The sequence below is a fragment of the Arthrobacter sp. Dra40 genome, assembly GCF_059091905.1.
Genome location: NZ_JBNHHB010000101.1, coordinates 1 through 18,676, shown reverse-complemented (window position 1 = coordinate 18,676; position 18,676 = coordinate 1). Strand labels below are relative to the sequence as shown.

Here is an 18,676-nt window from a genome sequence, read left to right as displayed (position 1 = left end):
GCACCGAGGCCCGCAGCAGCGAGGAACCCTACAAAAGCCACTTGGAGTATGCCAAGGAACGGCGCAGCCCGGACGAGGCAGAGGCCGTGGTGGAACAGGCGCTGGAGAAGTTGCGGCGACGACGCCGCGAGGCACTCCGCCGGGCTGAAGCGGCCAACCGGCGCCAGCCCGACGAGTTCACGGGCTAGGCCGCCGGTCTTTTCTAGGCCTCGCCCTTTTCGGCAGCCGACAGCAGAGCGTCGGGGAGCTTGGAGGCGGCGTCCTGGTCCACCAGCCATACGGTGCGTTTGCGTCCCTGCGCACCGGCAGCCGGAACCTGCACCGGGTTGGCACCGGCCAGGGCCAGTCCCACGGCGCCGGCCTTGTCGTTGCCGCCCACTACCAGCCATACCTCGTCCGCGGAGTTGATCGCCGGCAACGTCAGGGACACACGCTCCGGCGGGGGCTTCGGCGCGTTGGTCTCACCGACTGCGGAGCGATCCTCCGTCCGGATGCCTGCCATCTCGGGAAAGAGCGAGGCGATGTGCGCGTCCGGACCGACACCGAGCAACAGTACGTCGAACTTCGGCACCGGACCGCTCGTTCCCTCTTCCGCAGCAGCCTGCCGCAGGGCCGAAGAGTAGGCGACGGCGGCAGCGTCCGGGTCGGCGTATTCGCCGGCTGCACCGAACGGGTGCACGCGCGCCGGGTCCAGCGGAAGCCCGTCCAGCAGGGCCTCCCGTGCCTGCCGTTCGTTGCGGTCCGGGCTGTCCTTTGCCACGAACCGTTCGTCGCCCCACCAGATGTTGACCTTGGACCAGTCGAATCCACCGGGAGCCTCGACGGCGGCGATCGCCTGCAAAGTGCTGATGCCCAGGCTTCCGCCCGTGAGCACGACGGTTGCCTCCCCGCGGTCGGTTTGGACGGCGGCCAGCCGTTCTACGAGTCTCCGGGCGGCCGAGCTGCAAATGGCTGCGGTGTCGGCATGGATGACGACGTGTGGTTCAGCGCTCACTGCGGCGCACGCTCCTCAAATTGGTCCGGGGCAAACCGTGGATCAGCACTTCGCCGAAGACTTCATCCGGGTCCAGCCGGCGAAGCTCCTCGGCCAGGCATTCTTCCAGCGGCCGGCGCGGCAGCGTAATGCGTTGGACCGGCAGACCGGGCATGATCAGTTCGGCCACCGAGTGGCCGGGGCGCAGGATGCGGATGTCGCCGGTGGTCCGGGAGATGCGCACCCCTCTGATGCCGGTGCCCGCCGTGTCCTCCACGATGGTCACCGGCGCGTTCAGGGCCAGTGTCAGCCACGCCGCCAACAGCACTGTGCTCGGGGAGTCGGACGCCCCCTCCACCGCCACCGACGTCACCGGCGCTGGTTCCAGCTGGTCAAAGACCGCGGCCAGCTGAATGCGCCAGCTGGTGAGCCGGGTCCAGGCCAGATCCGTGTCCCCGGCGGTGTGCGTCCCGCGCAGATGGAACAATGCCTGCTGAGGATCGGGCTCGTTGCCGGAATCGGTGATGCGGCGGTGGGCAATGCGTCCGATCGACGTGCGGGAAGCATCCGTCGGCATCCCGTGCGGCCACCACGCCACGATGGGGGCATCCGGCAACAGCAGGGCGGCGACAAGGGATTCGCTCTCAGCCGCCAGCTGGCCGTAGCCGTAGAGCACCACGACTTCGGCGGCGCCGGCATCGCCGCCGACCCTGATCTGCGCATCCAGTTTGGTCTTCGCGTCCGACCCTGCGTCCACCAAGACAATGATCCGGCAGGGGTGTTCGCGGCTCGCAGCGTTGGCGGCCAGGATGGCCTCTTCTTCGTAACCCAGCGAGGTCACGACCACCAGGGTGAGCACGCGGCCGAGCGCCACGACGCCGCCTTGCTCGCGCATGGCCACGATTTCCTTCGAGACCTTTGATGTGGTGGTGTCCTTGAGCTCTTTGATCACGGCCTTCTCCAAGTGCGTCCGTCGCGGGCCAACAGCTCATCGGCCGACGCAGGGCCCCAGCTGCCGGGGGAGTATGGCTCGGGCCTGGTGCGGCTCTTGGCCCAGTATTCCTCGAAGGGATCCAGGATCTTCCAGGACAGCTCCACCTCCTGGTGCCGGGGGAACAACGGCGGTTCCCCGAGCAGTACGTCCAGGATCAGCCGCTCGTACGCTTCCGGACTGGACTCGGTGAAAGCGTGGCCGTAGCCGAAGTCCATCGTGACATCGCGGACTTCCATTTGCGTGCCGGGAACTTTGGAACCGAAGCGGATGGTCACGCCTTCATCCGGCTGGACGCGGATCACGACGGCGTTTTGGCCGAAATCGTCCTCGTTATGGTTCGGGAACAGCAGGTTCGGCGCCCGTTTGAAGACGACGGCGATTTCGGTCACCCGCCGCCCCAGCCGCTTGCCGGCCCGCAGATAGAAAGGAACCCCGGACCAGCGGCGGGTGTGGATATCCAACCGCAGGGCGGCGTAGGTTTCGGTGACCGAATCCGGGTTGAACCCTTCTTCCTCCAGATAGCCGGTGACCTTTTCGCCGCCCTGCCACCCGCCGGTGTACTGGCCCCGGGCGGAGTGGGCCGACAAGTCCTCGGGGAGCTTGACGGCGGCCAGCACCTTCTCCTTTTCGGCGCGCAGGTCCTCCGCGTTGAAGGAGATGGGCTCCTCCATTGCCGTCAGGGCGAGCAACTGGAGCAGGTGGTTCTGGATGACGTCGCGCGCGGCCCCGACGCCGTCGTAATAGCCCGCACGGCCGCCGATGCCGATGTCCTCGGCCATGGTGATCTGCACATGGTCCACGTAGTTGGCGTTCCAGAGCGGCTCGAACAACTGGTTGGCGAAACGCAAAGCCAGGATGTTCTGGACGGTCTCTTTGCCCAAATAGTGGTCAATCCGGAACACCGCGTCGGGCGGGAAGACCGATTCGACGATGTTGTTCAGTTCCCGGGCGGACTGCAAATCGTGGCCGAAGGGCTTTTCGATGACAACCCGCCGCCAGGGCGCTCCGGGCGCTTCTTCCGTAGCCTGGGCCAAACCGTGCGAGGAGAGCATCTGGCACACTTGCTCGAAGGCCTTGGGTGGGATCGACAGGTAGAACGCATGGTTGCCCTGGGTCCCGCGTTGTTCGTCGAGTTCCTTCAAGGTGACGCGAAGCTGCTCGAAGGCGGCGTCGTCGTCGAACGCGCCCTGGACGAACCGGATGCCGGCCGCAAGGTGCGTCCAGATGTCCTCGCGGAACGGGGTGCGGGCGTGCCGCTGCACCGATTCCTTCACCTGGGCGGCGAATTCGTCGTCGTCCCACGGTCGGCGGGCGAAGCCGACCAGCGCGAAGCTGGGTGGCAGCAACCCGCGGTTGGCCAGGTCGTAGACGGCCGGCATCAGCTTCTTGCGGGCCAGGTCTCCTGTGACGCCGAACAGCACCAGGGAGCAAGGACCAGCAATCCGGTCAAGCCTGCGGTCGCGGGGGTCACGCAGCGGGTTGGCCGGACGCCGTAGGTGTGCGGGAAGGGCCATTACTGCTTTCCGGTCAGTCGGGAGACTGCATCGACCACCTGGCGCACACCGGCTGCACGGTCGGCCAAATGCAGGCGCAGAACGGGACGGCCGGCCTCGCGCAGGACGTTCGCGTCGCCGCTTGCCTGCGCATCGATGAGTTCGCCGAAGCTGAACTCGCGCCCTGGAACGGGGATGTCCGTCGCGGCTTCGCCCGTCAACTGCAGGTAAACGCCGATGCCCGGCCCGCCCTTGTGGAACTGGCCCGTGGAGTGCAGGAACCGGGGACCCCAGCCGAACGTCACCGGGCGTCCCGTGGCCTCGGCCAGCAGCGGCCTGATCGATTCAAGTTCGGCTTGGCCGAAGCGGTCCAGATAGGCCTGGACGCTCAAGTAGCCGTCCGGTCCGAGCTTGCCCAGCAGGTCCTGAAGCGCATCGTCCAGCGACGCTCCCACGGCCAGTCCGCTGCCGCGTACTTGGACGGCACCGTCGGTGAAATCGGGCAGCGCCGGCTGGGGGCGTTCGTCCAACAGCCCGCGGGCCGCAACCTTGGCCGCTTCGACGTCGGGCTGGTCGAAGGGGTTGATGCCCATCAGCCGACCGGCTACTGCCGTGGCGTACTCCCACAGCAGCAACTGGCTGCCCAGGCTTCCGCCCACGGCCACCTCGTCGGCGCCAAGCGTCACCTCGTGATCGGGGGAGACCAGCCGCACCACCAGTACGTCGGCGGCCCCGGAGACCGTTTCGGGATCGCCGGCGTTGACCACCACGGGCAGTAAACCGGTGCCCAGCTTGCCGGTGGACTCGGCAATCAACTGTTCGGCCCAGTCGGCAAAGCCGACAATGCCGGAGCCTTCGTCGGCGATGGCTACCTTGTTGCGGAGCGGCTCGGTGCCGGCCAGCGCGGCACCCAGCGCCAGAGCCATATTGTCGGCGGAATCCTCGGAGAGAACTTCGGCGGCCTCTTCGGCGTCATCAAGCAGGCCTTCGATGTCCACGCCGGCCAGTCCGGACGGGACCAAGCCGAAAGCGGTCAACGCAGAGTATCGTCCGCCAACATTGGGGTCGGCGTTGAAGACCGCGCGGTAGCCGGCTTCCCGGGATGCCTGGTCCAGCGGAGAACCGGGATCCGTGACCACGATGATCCGCGAAGCGGCGTTGAGGCCGGCATCGGCGAAGGCCTGCTCGAAGGCACGGCGCTGCGAATCGGTTTCCACGGTGGAACCGGACTTGGACGCCACGATGAGGGCGGTGTCGGCAAGCCGTTCGGCCAGTGCAGCCCCGACCTGCTGCGGGTCCGTGCTGTCGAGCACGGTCAGCTCCACGCCGGCGGTGTTGGCGATGACCTCCGGTGCCAGCGAGGAGCCGCCCATCCCGGCCAGGACAAAACGGGTGATGCCTTCTGCCGCAAGCTCCTTGCGCAACGTCAGGATCTCCGGCACGAGCGGACGGGAGAGCGCGGCGGCGTTCACCCAGCCGAGGCGGATGGCCGCCTCGGCTTCAGCCTCGCGGCCCCACAACGTGTTGTCCTCGGCCGCAAGGCGGGACGCGACGCGGTCATCGACCAAAGCGTCGATGTGCCGGCGGACGGCGGCCAGTGCAGCTCCCGATGCTTCGAAAGCCAGCGAGCTCATGATTTACGGGCCCCGGGCGCCGAATCGAGCGCCTTCTGCACGGTCTCCCGCAGCTGCTCCCAGCTGGCCACGAACTTGTCCAGGCCTTCGGTCTCGAGCAGTTCGACCACTTCGTTGTAGGAAATTCCGACGTCGGCGATGTCGTCGAGCACCTTGTTGGCTTCCTTGTAGGTGCCGGTGACCCGGTCGCCTTCGATCTTGCCGTGGTCGGCGACGGCTTCCAGCGTGGGCTCCGGCATGGTGTTCACCACATTCGCGGCGACCAGTTCGGTGACGTACAAGGTGTCCGGGTAGTCCGGGTTCTTCACACCGGTGGAGGCCCACAGCGGCCGCTGCGGGCGCGCGCCTGCTGCGGCGAGTACCTGCCAGCGTTCGCTCGCGAACTGCTCCTCGTAGATCTGGTAGGCCAGCCGTGCATTGGCGACGCCGGCCTTGCCCTTCAACGCGGCGGCCTCCTCCGATCCGATAGCGTCCAGGCGCTTGTCGATCTCGGTATCGACCCGGGAAACGAAGAACGAGGCCACCGAGTGGATGGTTGACAGGTCCTTGCCGTTTTCCTTCGCCTGCTCCAGCCCCAGCATGAAGGCGTTGATGACTTCGCGGTAGCGCTGCAGCGAGAAGATCAGGGTCACGTTGACGCTGATGCCCGCCCCGAGGGTCTCGGTGATGGCCTCAAGGCCTTCGGACGTGGCCGGAATCTTGATGAAGGCATTGGTTCGACCCACAACCTTCTGCAGATGCTTCGCCTCCGTGACCGTACCGCGGGCGTCGCGGGCCAGCCGGGGGTCCACCTCAATCGACACGCGGCCATCTACGCCGTCGGTGTCTGCGGCGAGCGGCGAGAACAGGTCGCAGGCCTCGGCCACGTCGGAGGTCGTGATGGCGAAAACTGCCGAATCCACGTCTGCGCCGTCGGCTGCCAACTGGTGGACCTGCGCCTCGTAGCTGCGCCCGTCCTGCAGGGCCGCCGCGAAGATGGAGGGGTTGGTCGTCACGCCCACCACGTTCATTTCGTCGATCAGGGACTTCAAAGCCCCCGAGGTGATCCGCTGGCGCGAAAGATCGTCGAGCCAGATGGAGACGCCGGCATCGGACAGTGCCTGGGTGTTGGGGTTGGACATTGCGTCCTCCTTAGGAATTGGTGGTCTGGGCGAGCGAGTCGCGGGCCGCCTCGACGACGGCCTCGGCCGTGAGCCCGAATTCGCGGAACAGGGTTTTGTAGTCGGCGGAGGCACCGTAGTGTTCCAGGGACACGCTGCGGCCGGCGTCGCCGACCACACCGTCCCAGCACTGCGCAATGCCTGCCTCGACGGACACGCGGGCCTTGATGCCGGCCGGAAGCACCGACTCGCGGTAGGCGGAGTCCTGCCGCTGGAACCATTCAAGGCAGGGCACGGACACCACGCGGGTGGCAATGCCGTCCGCCTGCAGGGTTTCGCGGGCCTGGACGGCCAGCTGCACCTCGGAACCGGTAGCCAGCAGGATCACCTGGGGAGTGGTGTCCGAGCCATCGGCCTGCGCCTCGGCCAGCACATAGGCTCCCTTCGCCACGTTGTCGGCCGAGGCGAAGCCGTCCCCGCCGCGCTCGTAAACCGGCAGGTTCTGCCGGGTGAGCACAAGGCCGGCCGGGTTGCTGTGGTTTTCCAGCATCGCCTTCCAGGCCTGGGCCACTTCGTTCGCATCGGCAGGGCGGACGACGTCGAGTCCCGGAATGGCGCGCAGGCTTGCCAACTGCTCCACCGGCTGGTGGGTAGGCCCGTCTTCGCCCAGGCCGATGGAATCGTGGGTCCATACGTAGATGGAGGGAACGCCCATCAGGGCGCCCAGCCGGATTGCCGGCCGCTGGTAGTCACTGAAGATCAGGAACGTGCCGGAGAACGCGCGGGTGTTGGAGCTGAGCACAATGCCGTTCACGATGGACGCGGCTGCGTGTTCGCGGATGCCGAAGTGAAGCACCCGGCCGTAAGGCCCGCCGGACCACATATCGGTCTGCCGGGACTCCGGAATGAAAGAAGGCGAGCCCTCAATGGTCGTGTTGTTGGACTCGGCCAGGTCGGCGGAACCGCCCCACAGTTCAGGCAGCACCGGGCCGATGGCGTTGAGCACCTTGCCGGAGGCAGCGCGCGTGGAGATGTCCTTGCCTGCAGGGAACTCGGGCAGCTTTGCCTCCCAGCCTTCCGGCAGCTCGGAGGCCTGCACACGGTCCAGCAGCGCGGCGTTCTCCGGGTTGGCCTCGCGCCAGGCCTGATAGGCGGCATCCCACTCCGCGCGGGCCTGCTTGCCCCGGGCGGCTACCTGCCGGGCATGGTCGAGGACTTCCTGCTCGACGGCGAAGTGCTGCTCCGGGTCAAAGCCCAGCACCTCCTTAACCGCAGCGAGTTCTTCGGCACCCAGGGCGGACCCGTGGATCTTACCGGTGTTCTGCTTCTTGGGAGCGGGCCACCCGATGACGGTGCGCAGCGAAATGATCGAGGGCCGGGAAGTCTCAGCCTGCGCGGCCTTCAAGGCGTCGAACAGCGCCGGGACGTCTTCGACGTACTCGCCGGTCTCGGTCCAGTCCACCCGCTGCGTGTGCCAGCCGTAGGCCTCGTAACGCTTGAGCACGTCCTCGGTGAAGGCGATGTCGGTGTCGTCTTCGATGGAAATCTTGTTGTCGTCATAGAGCACCACCAGATTGCCCAGCTCCTGGTGCCCTGCCAGCGAAGAGGCCTCCGAGGTGACGCCCTCCTGGAGATCGCCGTCGGACGCGATCACCCAGACGGTGTGGTCGAACGGGCTTTCGCCGGCGGCAGCATCGGCGTCGTACAGTCCGCGGGTGCGGCGCTGTGCGTAGGCGAAGCCGACGGCGGAGGCCAGCCCCTGGCCCAGCGGGCCGGTGGTGATTTCAACACCTGGGGTGTGCTTGTACTCCGGGTGGCCGGGGGTGAGCGACCCCCAGGTCCGCAGCGCCTTCAGGTCGTCCAACTCCAGGCCGTAGCCGGAGAGGAACAGCTGGATGTACAGGGTGAGCGACGTGTGTCCGGGGGAGAGGACAAACCGGTCGCGGCCCACCCAGTGCGGATCGGAAGGATCATGGCGCATCAACTGCTGGAAGATCAGGTAGGCCGCCGGAGCCAGGCTCATGGCGGTGCCGGGGTGGCCGTTGCCGACCTTCTCCACGGCATCGGCGGCAAGCACGCGAACCGTATCCACCGCGCGCTGGTCCAGGGATGTCCAGGACAATTGCTGATCTTCCTTATGTGGCACCGGTTGGGGCCCTTTCTGATCGACGTCAAGGTGGCAGTCGACGGTCCGAAGAGTTGCCCGCAGCCGCGGACTCGAACGGACCATTCGCCGTTGATACTGCCTTGAGCTTTGTTGCGCCCCATCACGTGGATTGGCGCCCGATTCCCACTCTATCCGTTGAGCCTGCAATGCGCAGGACGTGCGGCAGTGCCCGCAGTCACAGGCTGTCATCCGTTGGCCTCGGGGACAGCGCCGTCGGGCCGGACTGTTTGCAACCAGGGATGGCCCGTCCTTTCGGAAGGCGTGTCCGAACCGGTTTCTACGAGGGATAGAAGGAGTATGATGGAGGTGCACCTTGGCCCGCCCTCTGCGGCCGGGCATTTTCGTGTGTCAGACGAACTCCAGCAGAACTGAGTGGTTTTTCCTTGAATATGCAGACCGTTCCGGATCAGGCGTTGGCCGTTCCGGCCAAGCCCGGCTTCTCGCGCAAGGCCAAGGCCTACATCGCGCTTACGAAGCCCCGCGTGATGGAACTTCTGCTGGTCACCACGCTGCCCACCATGATCTTCGCCCAGGGCGGCTTTCCCGACCTGTGGCTCATGGCCGCCACGATGGTCGGCGGCGCCTTGGCTGCCGGAGCTGCCGGCTCCTTCAACTGCTACATCGACCGGGACATGGACAAGCTCATGCACCGGACCGAGAACCGCCCGCTGGTCACCGGGGAACTGACTCCTCGTGAGGCTTTGGTGTTCTCCTGGGTGCTGGCCTTCGCTGCCGTCGCGCTGCTCTGGTTCGGGGCAAATCCGCTGGCGGGCCTGCTGGGCGTCGGTGCCATCTTCTTCTACGTGGTGATCTACACGCTGATCCTCAAGCGCCGGACGGCGCAGAACATCGTGTGGGGCGGCGCCGCCGGTTGCTTCCCCGTGCTCATCGCCTGGGCAGCGGTCACCAACACGTTGGCGTGGCCGGCAGTGATCCTGTTCATGGTGATCTTCCTGTGGACACCGCCGCACTACTGGCCGCTGTCGATGAAGTACAGCGACGACTACAACGCTGCCAACGTTCCGATGCTGGGCGCCATCGCCAGCGCCCGCCAGGTCTCCGTGCAGGTGGTCCTTTACGCGTGGGCCACCTTGGTCTGCTCCTTGCTGCTCGCTCCCGTCGGCGGTGCCGGCTGGGTCTACACGATCGTGGCCCTGCTCAGCGGCGCTTGGTTCGTCTACGAATCGCACCGGCTCTATGCCCTGGCCAAGCGCGGCACCGAAAGCACCGCCGCCACGAACAAGAGCGCCATGCGGGTCTTCCACGGCTCGATCAGCTACCTGACGCTGCTGTTCCTGGCCCTGGCGGTGGATCCCTTCATCGGCGGCCCGGTCTTCGGCTAAGCAGGGACGCTTCAGCAGAGCCGCTATTGCCCGGTAAGCCGAGCATCGTAGTCCGGCGGCGCGGTGAGGTGAGCCGCTGGCAGCGCCCTCGTGCATGTTTCTTATGTAGGTCCGCCGCGGCCCTGTCTTGCCGGTCCGCGCTTCATCAAACGGGTTGTGCCGCGCGGACTGCCCTAAGATTGCGGCATGAATCCCTTCCGCGGCCTGATCGCCTATCCGGTGACCCCCTTCCATGACGACGGCGGGATCAACTTTTCCGAACTGGGACGCCACATCAGCGCCCTGGCAGAGGCGCCGGTCGACGCGATCACGGTGCTCGGCAGTTCGGGCAACTTCGCCTACCTGGACCGGGCGGAACGGAGGGACGTGCTGGCAGCAGCCATCGAGGCAGCCAAAACCGTGCGCCCCGGACTTCCTGTGTGCGCCGGCGTGAGTGCCGTCGGCACCCGGGAACTTCTCCAAAACATCGATGACGCCAACGCTGCCGGTGCCGACGGATTGTTGGTTTCCACCGTGTCCTACTATCCGCTCACCGATGAGGAAGTGGCGGCCCAGTGTCTTGCCGCTGCAGGTCAGTCGGGTCTGCCCGTCTGCCTGTACAGCAACCCGCGCACCACCCAGTTCAGCTTTAGCCTTGAGCTCGTGGCCGAACTGGCCGCTGAACCCACCATCGTTGCCGTGAAGGAATCGGCTCCCGATGCTGAAGCATTCCGTACGCGGTATGAACAGCTGCGCCTCCTGCTGCCAGCCGAGGCAGACGAATTCAGCCACGGAATGAGCGGCGATGCCTTGATTGCCGACGCCGGGTTTGCAGCCGATGCCTGGCACGGTGGCCCTATTGCCGTGCTGCCGGCGCACTATCGTGCCATGCGCGACGCGCTGCTGTCCGGGGATGAGGAAACGACCGGGGCCGCGCGCGCCGCCTTGGCGCCGCTGATGGCCTACTTCGGCTCGCTCCGGCCGCTTAGTAATCTCTACGCACTGGCCAGGGCAGCCGGGATAGACGCCGGTGATCCGCGCCTGCCGCTGCACCCGCTGCCCGGGAGCAACCGACGCGACATGGCACGGCTGATTGAAGGGGTTGAGACGTTCCGCCCGGCTGACCGCGCATCAGCGCAGTAGCGCAGTAGCGGCAGTTCGGTAAGGAGTGTCGCTTCGCTGTCCGGAGGGTGTCCTGCCTGGCTAGAGGGGGAACTTGCCGGTGGAACGATCCCAAACATTTGTTGCCGCCACCGTGAGCAGCGCGGAACCGAGCATGTGCAGCAGCACCAGGCCGACGGGCAGTCCGGTGAAATGCTGCAGGTATCCAATGCCGGCCTGCAGGACGATCACGGCGGCCAGGCACCACAGGCCGGTGCGGAGTTTCCGGGAGGTGGCGTGGCGGTACGCCAGCACCAGGGCCAGCACGGTAGCCGCGACCAGCAGGTAGACCGGGACCACGTGGATGCGCGTGACCAGGTCTGCGCTGAAGTTGTGGCGAGGTGCACTGGCATCGCCGGCGTGCGGGCCGGTGCCTGTCACAATCGTGCCCAGCACGATGGAAGCAGCGGAGGCCGCTGCGATGGTCCAGCCAAGGGTTCTCTGGATTGGCGGGACCGGAGCGACGGCTACTGCGTTCTCACCGCGCAAGTACATTCCGGTGCGGTTTACCAGCAGGGTGGCAACCGCGACCAGTGAAGCCGAGGCCAGGAAATGCAGGCTCACGACCCAGGGATTCAGGCCGGTCCAGACAGTGATGCCGCCAATGATGGCCTGCACCGGGATCACGCACAGCAGGGCCACCGCCAGCCCGAACAGCGTGCGGTGCGAACGGCGCATCCGCCACAGCGACACGAGCATGGCAACCGCGATGACGACGAGGATGAACGTCAGCGTGCGGTTGCCGAATTCAATCAGCCCATGGATGCCCATCTCCGGTGTTGGCGTCATGGAACCGGGCACGCAGTTGGGCCACTCGGAGCAGCCCAAGCCGGACTTGGTCAGCCGCACGGCGCCGCCGGTGATGATGATGCCTATCTGCGAGATCAACGAGGCGATCGCCAGGCCGTGGACGGTGCGGGTGACCGAAGCGGGCAGCCGATCCTGGAGGCCGGGGGACTTCGGGGTGGCGGTGGTCATTGACTTAGCTCCATTTGAACCAGCGGATGGCGGCAAGGCTGGCCACGACGGTCCAGACGAGCAGCACGATTGATGCGGTGAGATTGAACTGCGCGTCGATCAGTGCGCTGCGCAGTGCGCTGCCCAGGGCAGTCGACGGTAGCACGTGGGCGGCAGGCTCGAAAACGTCAGGCCAGCTGGCCACCGGAAAGAGGATACCGCCGGCGGCGGCCAACAGCACCCAGAGCAGGTTGGTGATTGCCAGCGTGGCTTCCGGCCTGACGGTCCCGGCGATCAGGAGGCCAAGCGAGGTGAAAGCAGCGGCCCCGAGCACCAGTTGCGCGGCGGCAGGCAGGAGCCCACCGAGTGCGGGCTGCCATCCGAGGAACACGAGCGCAGTCCCGCCCACCACTATGACTTGGATGACCATGATGGCCAGCACGGCGAGGATCTTTCCCAGGATCAGACCGCTCTGTCCCAGCGGGGTGGTGGACAGGAACCGCAGCACGCCATAGCGGCGGTCAAAACCGGTGGCAATTCCTTGGCCGGTCAAGGCGGTGGACACCGTGCACAAAGCCAAAACGCCCGGGGCTGCCATGGCAATCCGGTGATCCGTGAAGGTGTCGAGCAGCGGTGTGACGGTCAGGCCGATGAGCGCCAGCAGCGGCAGGATGATCGCGATCAGCAACTGTTCACCGTTGCGCAGCATGCCCAGGGTTTCATAGCGGCCTTGCAGGGCGATCCGGCGGATTAGGGCGGCAGGAGCGCTCATCGCAGATCCTTCCCGGAGATATCGAGGAAGACATCCTCCAGCGAACGCGGTGCCATGTGGATGGACGCCGGCATGACATTGTGGGCGGCCCACTCCGCCGCCAGCGCGGCCAGCACCGCGGGGGTCAAATGACCGGCCACCATGTAGCGGCCGGGAACGTTTTCAACCGCGGTGAACGGCTGGGGCAGGGTGAAGGACAGGCCCGGGGGAGCGTCAAAGGTGATCAGGCGTTCGACGCCGGCACTCTCATCCGTGGCGGCGGTCAGCTCGGCGACGGTGCCGTGCACTACCGTCTTGCCGGCGTCGATGATGAAAACATAGTCGGCCAGCCGCTGGGCATCGTCCATGAGATGCGTGGTGAGGATGATGCCCAGGCCCTCGGCACGCAGTTCCTGAATCAGGTCGAACACCACCGCCCGGGACTGCGGGTCCAGTCCGGCGCTTGGCTCGTCCAGGAACAGGACCTCGGGATCGCCAACCAGGGCCGCCGCCAGGGCCACGCGTTGTTTCTGGCCGCCGGAGAGCCTGCGGATGGGGGTGTTGGAAAAACCGATGATGCCCAACCGCTCCGCCAGCTCGTCCACACTGCGCGGTTTCCTGTACATTCCTGCAACGTGCTGGAGAAGGGCCAGTGGCCGGATCGCCTGAGGAAGGCCGCCTTCCTGGAGCATGACGCCCACCCTGCTCCGCAGCTCGGCCCCGGCTTGGTAGGGATTCTGCCCGAGGAGCCGTACGGTTCCGCCGGTGGGAGGCATCAGGCCCTGGGCGCACGCTAGAGTGGTGGTTTTCCCTGCACCGTTCGGTCCGAGCAGTGCGGTGACCTGCCCCGGGTAGGCTCGCAGGTGGACTCCGTCGATGACGCGGACCATCTTGTTGTCCAGGGCCTCGACCGGCCCCAAATCTTTCACGAGTCCCTGGATGTCGAGGCAGGGTTCGGAGGTAGGCACCCGAACATTCTACGGGACGTAGAGCGGGCCAGGCTAAGGCCAGCCTTACTGGTCGGGCGGAATAGAATACGTCATGATTGTGTTGTGTATTCCATGACCAGTAGTGCTTCTTTGCGTGCCCAGGCACCGGAGTCCGAAGAGCGGACCCGGGACCGGGTGCTGAACGCCGTTTTGGAACATGGACCCGTCAGCGCTGCCGGGCTCGGCGAGATTCTTGGTTTTACTCCGGCGGCTGTCCGGCGCCATTTGGACGCCCTGTCCCGCAAGGGCTTGATCGAGGTCAAGCTCACGGCGAATTCCGCCACCGGAGCCGGCCGGCCGGCCCGGAAGTACGTGCTGAGCCGGCAGGGCCAGACGCGGCTGGGCAACGACTATCTGGATATTGCCCGGACCGCTTTGGCGGCCTTGGGCGAGGCGGCGGGACGGGAGGCGGTCGCTGAGTTCGCGCGAAACCGCTACCGGGACATGGAAGAGCGCTACCGTCCGGTGGTCGAGGCAGCCGGACCCGGCATCGAGGAGCGGGCCAAGGCGCTGGCAGAAGCGCTCAGTGCCGACGGCTTCGTTGGCTCCACCAACGTCGTGGGATCCAAGGCGCCGCACAGCACCATGCTGGCCGTCCAGCTGTGCCAGGGGCACTGCCCGGTGCAGCAGCTGGCAGCGGATTTCCCGGTTTTCTGCGACAGCGAAACTGAAGTATTTTCCCGGCTGCTCGGGGTGGACGTCAGGCGACTGTCCACGCTGGCCAGCGGAGGACATGTTTGTACGACCCACATCCCTGTGGGTCGAACAAGGTCTGCGGTTCAACCCGTTGAACCGGCGACAGGCACGAGACGAGTATCCATCAATCTGCAAGAGAGGCCGTGATGACGGACCAAGTGGATCAGAGCATGAGGAACGCGGTCGGGACGACCGATGTGGCCGACACCACCATTTCCGAAATCCTGGAAAAGAACCCCGAGCTGCATGGCATCGGGACCTATGAATACGGCTGGGCCGACGCCGACACCGCCGGCGCCAACGCCCGCCGCGGGCTGAATGAAGAAGTGGTCCGCGACATCTCCGCCAAGAAGGGCGAGCCGCAGTGGATGCTGGATCTGCGTTTGAAGGGCCTGAAGTACTTCGACCGCAAGCCCATGCCGACGTGGGGCGCCGACCTTTCCGGCATCGACTTCGACAACATCAAGTACTTCGTGCGCTCCACGGAGAAGCAGGCCAAGACGTGGGAGGACCTGCCCGAGGATATCCGGGTCACCTACGAAAAGCTGGGCATCCCTGAGGCCGAGCGCGAACGCCTGGTTTCCGGTGTTGCTGCCCAGTATGAGTCCGAGGTGGTCTACCACCAGCTCCGCGAAGACCTCGAAGCCCAGGGCGTGATCTTCCTGGACACCGATACGGGCCTGAAGGAACACCCGGAAATCTTTCAGGAGTACTTCGGCTCGGTCATCCCGGTGGGTGACAACAAGTTCGCGTCGTTGAACACTGCTGTCTGGTCCGGCGGCTCCTTCGTCTACGTGCCCAAGGGCGTCCACGTGGAGATTCCGCTGCAGGCCTACTTCCGGATCAACACCGAGAACATGGGCCAGTTCGAGCGGACGCTGATCATCGCCGATGAAGACTCCTACGTGCATTACATCGAGGGTTGCACGGCGCCGATCTACACGTCGGACTCGCTGCACTCCGCCGTCGTCGAAATCATTGTGAAGAAGGGCGCCCGCGTCCGCTACACGACCATTCAGAACTGGTCCAACAACGTGTACAACCTGGTGACCAAGCGCGCCATTGCGCACGAAGGCGCCACCATGGAGTGGATCGACGGCAACATCGGTTCCAAGGTGACCATGAAGTACCCTGCGGTCTACCTGACCGGTGAGCATGCCAAGGGCGAGACCCTGTCCATCGCCTTCGCCGGCCAGGGCCAGCACCAGGACACCGGCTCCAAGATGGTCCACATCGCGCCGAACACCTCCAGTGCGATCGTGGCCAAGTCGGTGGCCCGTGGCGGCGGCCGCTCGGCGTACCGCGGCCTGGTCCAGGTCCGCGAGGGCGCGAAGAACACGAAGAACAGCGTGGTGTGCGACGCCCTGCTGGTGGACACCATTTCGCGGTCGGACACGTACCCGTACATCGACGTCCGCGAAGATGACGTCACCATGGGCCATGAGGCAACCGTGTCCCGCGTCAGTGAAGAGCAGCTGTTCTACCTGATGTCCCGCGGCCTGCCCGAGGACGAGGCCATGGCCATGATCGTCCGAGGCTTCATCGAGCCCATCGCCCGCGAGCTGCCGATGGAATACGCACTTGAGCTGAACCGCTTGATCGAACTGCAGATGGAAGGATCCGTAGGTTAATGACTGAGATCACTGAGAAGGCACGTATCGGTGCTCCGGCCATCGACGGGTTCACAGAAGAGGGAGAAAACCTTTCTCCGGCCGCCGCAGCGGCAGGTCCGCTGGCCGGTGCCAGCGCCAAAAGCCACAGCCACGGCGGCGGTGTCGGTGTTCCGGACAGCTCCCGTGCCGGCCGGCTGACCTCCTACAAGGCCGAGGACTTCGGGCCGCTCACCGGACGCGAGGAAGACTGGCGGTTTACCCCGCTTAAGCGCCTGCGCGGCCTGCAGAGCGATGCCCTGACAGGCACCGGCCCGGCCGTCACCGTTACCGGCCCCGAGGGCGCTGGCCTTCCGGCCGGCGTCATGGTGGAAACTGTTGGCCGGGACGATGCGCGCATCGGCACTGTCGGCATCCCCGAGGACCGTGTCTCCGCTGCGGCCTGGGAGGCTTTCAGCGAAGCCACCGTGGTGACCATCCCCGCGGAAGCGCAACTGGATTCCGGTGTGGCGGTGGTCGTGGAAGGCAACAGCACCGAGCTGTCCGCCCAACACCTGATTATCGTGGCCGAAAAGTTCTCCAAGGCCGTCGTCGTGCTGGACCACAAGGGCAGCGCAACGGTCTCGCAGAACGTTGAAATTGACGTCCAGGACGGGGCCGATCTGACCGTCGTCTCCGTGCAGGAATGGGCCGACGACGCCGTTCACGCCTCGTCGCAGCAGGCGAGGGTGGGTCGCGATGCGAAGTTCAAGCACGTGACCGTCAGCCTCGGCGGCGACCTGGTCCGCATCACGCCGTCCACCCGCTTCACCGCCACGGGCGGCGACGTGGAAATGTTCGGCCTCTACTTCGCCGACGCGGGCCAGCACCTTGAGCACCGGTTGTTCGTGGACCATGCGGTGGCCAACTGCAAGTCCCGGGTGCTCTACAAGGGCGCGCTGCAAGGCAAGAACGCGCACACCGTATGGGTGGGCGACGTCCTGATCCGCAAGGAAGCCGAAGGCACCGACAGCTACGAGGCCAACCGCAACCTGGTGCTGACCGACGGCGCGCGCGCCGACTCGGTGCCGAACCTCGAGATCGAGACCGGTCTGATCGAAGGTGCCGGCCACGCCAGCACCACCGGCCGTTTCGACGACGAGCACCTGTTCTACCTGATGGCACGCGGCATCCCCGAAGACGTCGCCCGCCGCCTGGTGGTCCGCGGCTTCCTCAACGAGATCATCCAGCAGATCCGGGTTCCCGCGCTGGAAGAGCGCCTCAACGCAGCGGTGGAACGCGAACTCGAGGCGGGCAACCTCTGATGAACGGGGCTCCGTGCGGCGAACTGGTGTGCATGGCCTCCGACGTACAGGTCAACCAGGCAGTGCGCATCCTGATCGACGACTACCCGGTAGCCATCGTCAGGGACTCCGACGGCGCACTCCACGCCATCGGAGACACCTGTTCGCACGCGGACGTCTCCCTCTCCGAAGGCGACGTCGAAGGCTGCACCATCGAATGCTGGGGCCATGGTTCCCAGTTCGATTTGCGCACCGGCGAGCCGCTGAGCCTGCCGGCGTTCGAACCGGTCCCGGTCTTCGCGCTGACGCTCGACGGCGACAACGTCTATGTGGACGTGACGAACGTCCTCAACGGGGCGCCCGCTCCGGACCTCAACTAAAAACTTCAACCACGTGAACGGCGCCCGCCCCCACCGGGCGCAAAGGAGAAAGCAGACAGATGTCTACTCTTGAAATCAAGGACCTGCACGTCAGCATCGACACCGAGCAGGGCAGCAAGCCGATCCTCAAGGGCGTGTCCCTGACGATCAACACGGGCGAGATCCACGCCATTATGGGCCCGAACGGCTCCGGCAAGTCCACTTTGGCTTCCACCATCGCCGGACACCCGCGCTATAACGTCGACTCCGGCTCCATCACCCTGGACGGCGAAGATGTGCTGGCCATGAGCGTGGACGAGCGGGCACGCGCAGGGCTGTTCCTGGCCATGCAGTACCCGGTCGAGGTGCCCGGCGTGACCATGACCAACTTCCTGCGCACCGCCAAAACCGCGCTCGACGGCGAGGCGCCGAGCCTGCGCCACTGGACCAAGGACGTCAAGTCAGCGATGAGCCAGCTGCGCATCGACGCCGACTTCGCCCAGCGCAACGTGAACGAGGGCTTCTCCGGCGGCGAAAAGAAGCGCGTGGAAATCCTCCAGCTTGAGCTGTTCAAGCCCAAGTTCGCCATCATGGACGAGACCGACTCCGGCCTGGACGTGGATGCGCTGAAGGTGGTCTCCGAAGGCCACAACCGCGTGCACGGCGAGGGTGGCATGGGTACGCTGCTGATCACCCACTACACGCGTATCCTGCGCTACATCAAGCCGAACTTCGTGCACGTCTTCGTTGATGGCCACATCGCCGAAGAGGGCGGCCCGGAACTGGCTGACCGGCTCGAAGCAGAGGGTTACGACCGTTACCTGACGACAGCAGCAAAGGCCTGATCATGACTGAAGTCAATGCCCCGCAGACGTCCCTGGAGGATGTCGAGGAAGCGCTCAAGGACGTCATTGATCCTGAGCTGGGCGTCAACATCGTGGACCTCGGCCTGCTGTACGGGCTGAAGTACGCCGACGACGGAGCCCTGCTCATCGACATGACGCTGACCACCGCAGCCTGCCCGCTCACCGATGTCCTCGAGGAGCAAACCGGCAAGGCGCTGGACGGCGTGGTCGACGAATGGCGGCTCAACTGGGTGTGGATGCCGCCGTGGGGTCCGGAACGAATCACGGACGACGGCCGCGACCAGATGCGCGCCCTGGGCTTCAACATCTGAGCCCTGCCCC

The 18,676-nt window shown here is 65.7% G+C and carries 18 protein-coding genes; 9 read left to right on the top strand and 9 right to left on the bottom strand.

Translation table 11 applies throughout. The features are described 5' to 3' along the window. Positions 1-188 (top strand): RNA polymerase-binding protein RbpA (locus AC5RWT_RS24750; RefSeq protein WP_494082497.1); only part of this gene is annotated, 188 nt, incomplete at its 5' end. A gap of 14 nt (positions 189-202) precedes the next feature. Here AC5RWT_RS24750 and pgl read toward each other — a convergent pair. From pgl to tkt, 6 genes are read right to left on the bottom strand one after another with little or no spacing between them, the layout of a single operon-like run. After that, the gene (gene pgl / locus AC5RWT_RS24745; RefSeq protein WP_494082496.1) at positions 203-994 is read right to left on the bottom strand and encodes a 6-phosphogluconolactonase; all 792 of its coding nucleotides are present in this window, start codon (positions 992-994) and stop codon (positions 203-205) included. Further along, on the bottom strand, positions 984-1,868 hold the full coding sequence (locus AC5RWT_RS24740) for a glucose-6-phosphate dehydrogenase assembly protein OpcA (RefSeq protein WP_494082499.1): 885 nt from the start codon (positions 1,866-1,868) through the stop codon (positions 984-986). The genes pgl and AC5RWT_RS24740 overlap by 11 nt, the downstream gene beginning before the upstream one ends. 53 nt (positions 1,869-1,921) lie before the next feature. Continuing rightward, a complete protein-coding gene (gene zwf, locus AC5RWT_RS24735) occupies positions 1,922-3,481 on the bottom strand; it encodes a glucose-6-phosphate dehydrogenase (protein ID WP_494082495.1) in 1,560 nt (519 codons plus the stop codon). Next, positions 3,481-5,094 carry a phosphoglucose isomerase-related protein gene (locus tag AC5RWT_RS24730; RefSeq protein WP_494082494.1) on the bottom strand — a complete coding sequence of 538 codons (1,614 nt, stop codon included), beginning with the start codon at positions 5,092-5,094 and terminating at the stop codon, positions 3,481-3,483. Before AC5RWT_RS24730 ends, zwf begins: the two co-directional genes overlap by 1 nt. Further along, positions 5,091-6,215, bottom strand: a complete 1,125-nt coding sequence (tal, locus tag AC5RWT_RS24725; protein ID WP_493967527.1) for a transaldolase — start codon at positions 6,213-6,215, stop codon at positions 5,091-5,093. Before tal ends, AC5RWT_RS24730 begins: the two co-directional genes overlap by 4 nt. A gap of 10 nt (positions 6,216-6,225) precedes the next feature. Next, positions 6,226-8,340, bottom strand: coding sequence for a transketolase (gene tkt, locus AC5RWT_RS24720; RefSeq protein WP_494082493.1), 2,115 nt, complete (start codon positions 8,338-8,340; stop codon positions 6,226-6,228). 410 nt (positions 8,341-8,750) lie between these two features. Between tkt and AC5RWT_RS24715 the strand changes: the two genes are divergently transcribed. After that, positions 8,751-9,704, top strand: a complete 954-nt coding sequence (locus AC5RWT_RS24715) for a heme o synthase (protein ID WP_494082498.1) — start codon at positions 8,751-8,753, stop codon at positions 9,702-9,704. A gap of 186 nt (positions 9,705-9,890) precedes the next feature. Next, positions 9,891-10,826, top strand: a complete 936-nt coding sequence (locus AC5RWT_RS24710) for a dihydrodipicolinate synthase family protein (protein ID WP_494082492.1) — start codon at positions 9,891-9,893, stop codon at positions 10,824-10,826. Positions 10,827-10,886: 60 nt separating this feature from the next. Here AC5RWT_RS24710 and AC5RWT_RS24705 read toward each other — a convergent pair whose 3' ends face one another. Genes AC5RWT_RS24705 through AC5RWT_RS24695 form a run of 3 tightly spaced genes read right to left on the bottom strand, consistent with a single transcriptional unit; the run spans position 10,887 to position 13,520 of the window. Then, the gene (locus AC5RWT_RS24705; RefSeq protein ID WP_494082491.1) at positions 10,887-11,822 is read right to left on the bottom strand and encodes a COX15/CtaA family protein; all 936 of its coding nucleotides are present in this window, start codon (positions 11,820-11,822) and stop codon (positions 10,887-10,889) included. A 4-nt stretch (positions 11,823-11,826) separates the two neighbouring features. Next, positions 11,827-12,573 carry an ABC transporter permease gene (locus AC5RWT_RS24700; RefSeq protein ID WP_494082490.1) on the bottom strand — a complete coding sequence of 249 codons (747 nt, stop codon included), beginning with the start codon at positions 12,571-12,573 and terminating at the stop codon, positions 11,827-11,829. After that, positions 12,570-13,520 (bottom strand): ABC transporter ATP-binding protein, encoded by a 951-nt coding sequence (locus AC5RWT_RS24695; RefSeq protein ID WP_493967532.1) that lies wholly within the window; start codon positions 13,518-13,520, stop codon positions 12,570-12,572. Before AC5RWT_RS24695 ends, AC5RWT_RS24700 begins: the two co-directional genes overlap by 4 nt. A gap of 93 nt (positions 13,521-13,613) precedes the next feature. On the opposite strand from AC5RWT_RS24695, the gene AC5RWT_RS24690 reads away from it, so the two are divergent. The 6 genes from AC5RWT_RS24690 to AC5RWT_RS24665 are packed head-to-tail and all read left to right on the top strand — an operon-like array spanning position 13,614 to position 18,666. Beyond that, complete coding sequence (locus AC5RWT_RS24690; RefSeq protein ID WP_494082489.1) at positions 13,614-14,384, top strand: helix-turn-helix transcriptional regulator; 771 nt, start codon at positions 13,614-13,616, stop codon at positions 14,382-14,384. Continuing rightward, positions 14,384-15,868, top strand: coding sequence for a Fe-S cluster assembly protein SufB (gene sufB, locus AC5RWT_RS24685; protein WP_493967534.1), 1,485 nt, complete (start codon positions 14,384-14,386; stop codon positions 15,866-15,868). The genes AC5RWT_RS24690 and sufB overlap by 1 nt, the downstream gene beginning before the upstream one ends. Continuing rightward, on the top strand, positions 15,868-17,151 hold the full coding sequence (gene sufD / locus AC5RWT_RS24680) for a Fe-S cluster assembly protein SufD (protein ID WP_494082488.1): 1,284 nt from the start codon (positions 15,868-15,870) through the stop codon (positions 17,149-17,151). The genes sufB and sufD overlap by 1 nt, the downstream gene beginning before the upstream one ends. Further along, positions 17,151-17,510 carry a non-heme iron oxygenase ferredoxin subunit gene (locus tag AC5RWT_RS24675; protein ID WP_494082487.1) on the top strand — a complete coding sequence of 120 codons (360 nt, stop codon included), beginning with the start codon at positions 17,151-17,153 and terminating at the stop codon, positions 17,508-17,510. Before sufD ends, AC5RWT_RS24675 begins: the two co-directional genes overlap by 1 nt. A 59-nt stretch (positions 17,511-17,569) precedes the next feature. Continuing rightward, complete coding sequence (sufC, locus tag AC5RWT_RS24670) at positions 17,570-18,334, top strand: Fe-S cluster assembly ATPase SufC (RefSeq protein ID WP_493967537.1); 765 nt, start codon at positions 17,570-17,572, stop codon at positions 18,332-18,334. A 2-nt stretch (positions 18,335-18,336) separates the two neighbouring features. After that, the gene (locus AC5RWT_RS24665) at positions 18,337-18,666 is read left to right on the top strand and encodes a metal-sulfur cluster assembly factor (RefSeq protein WP_127512512.1); all 330 of its coding nucleotides are present in this window, start codon (positions 18,337-18,339) and stop codon (positions 18,664-18,666) included. The last annotated feature ends 10 nt before the right edge of the window (positions 18,667-18,676 follow it).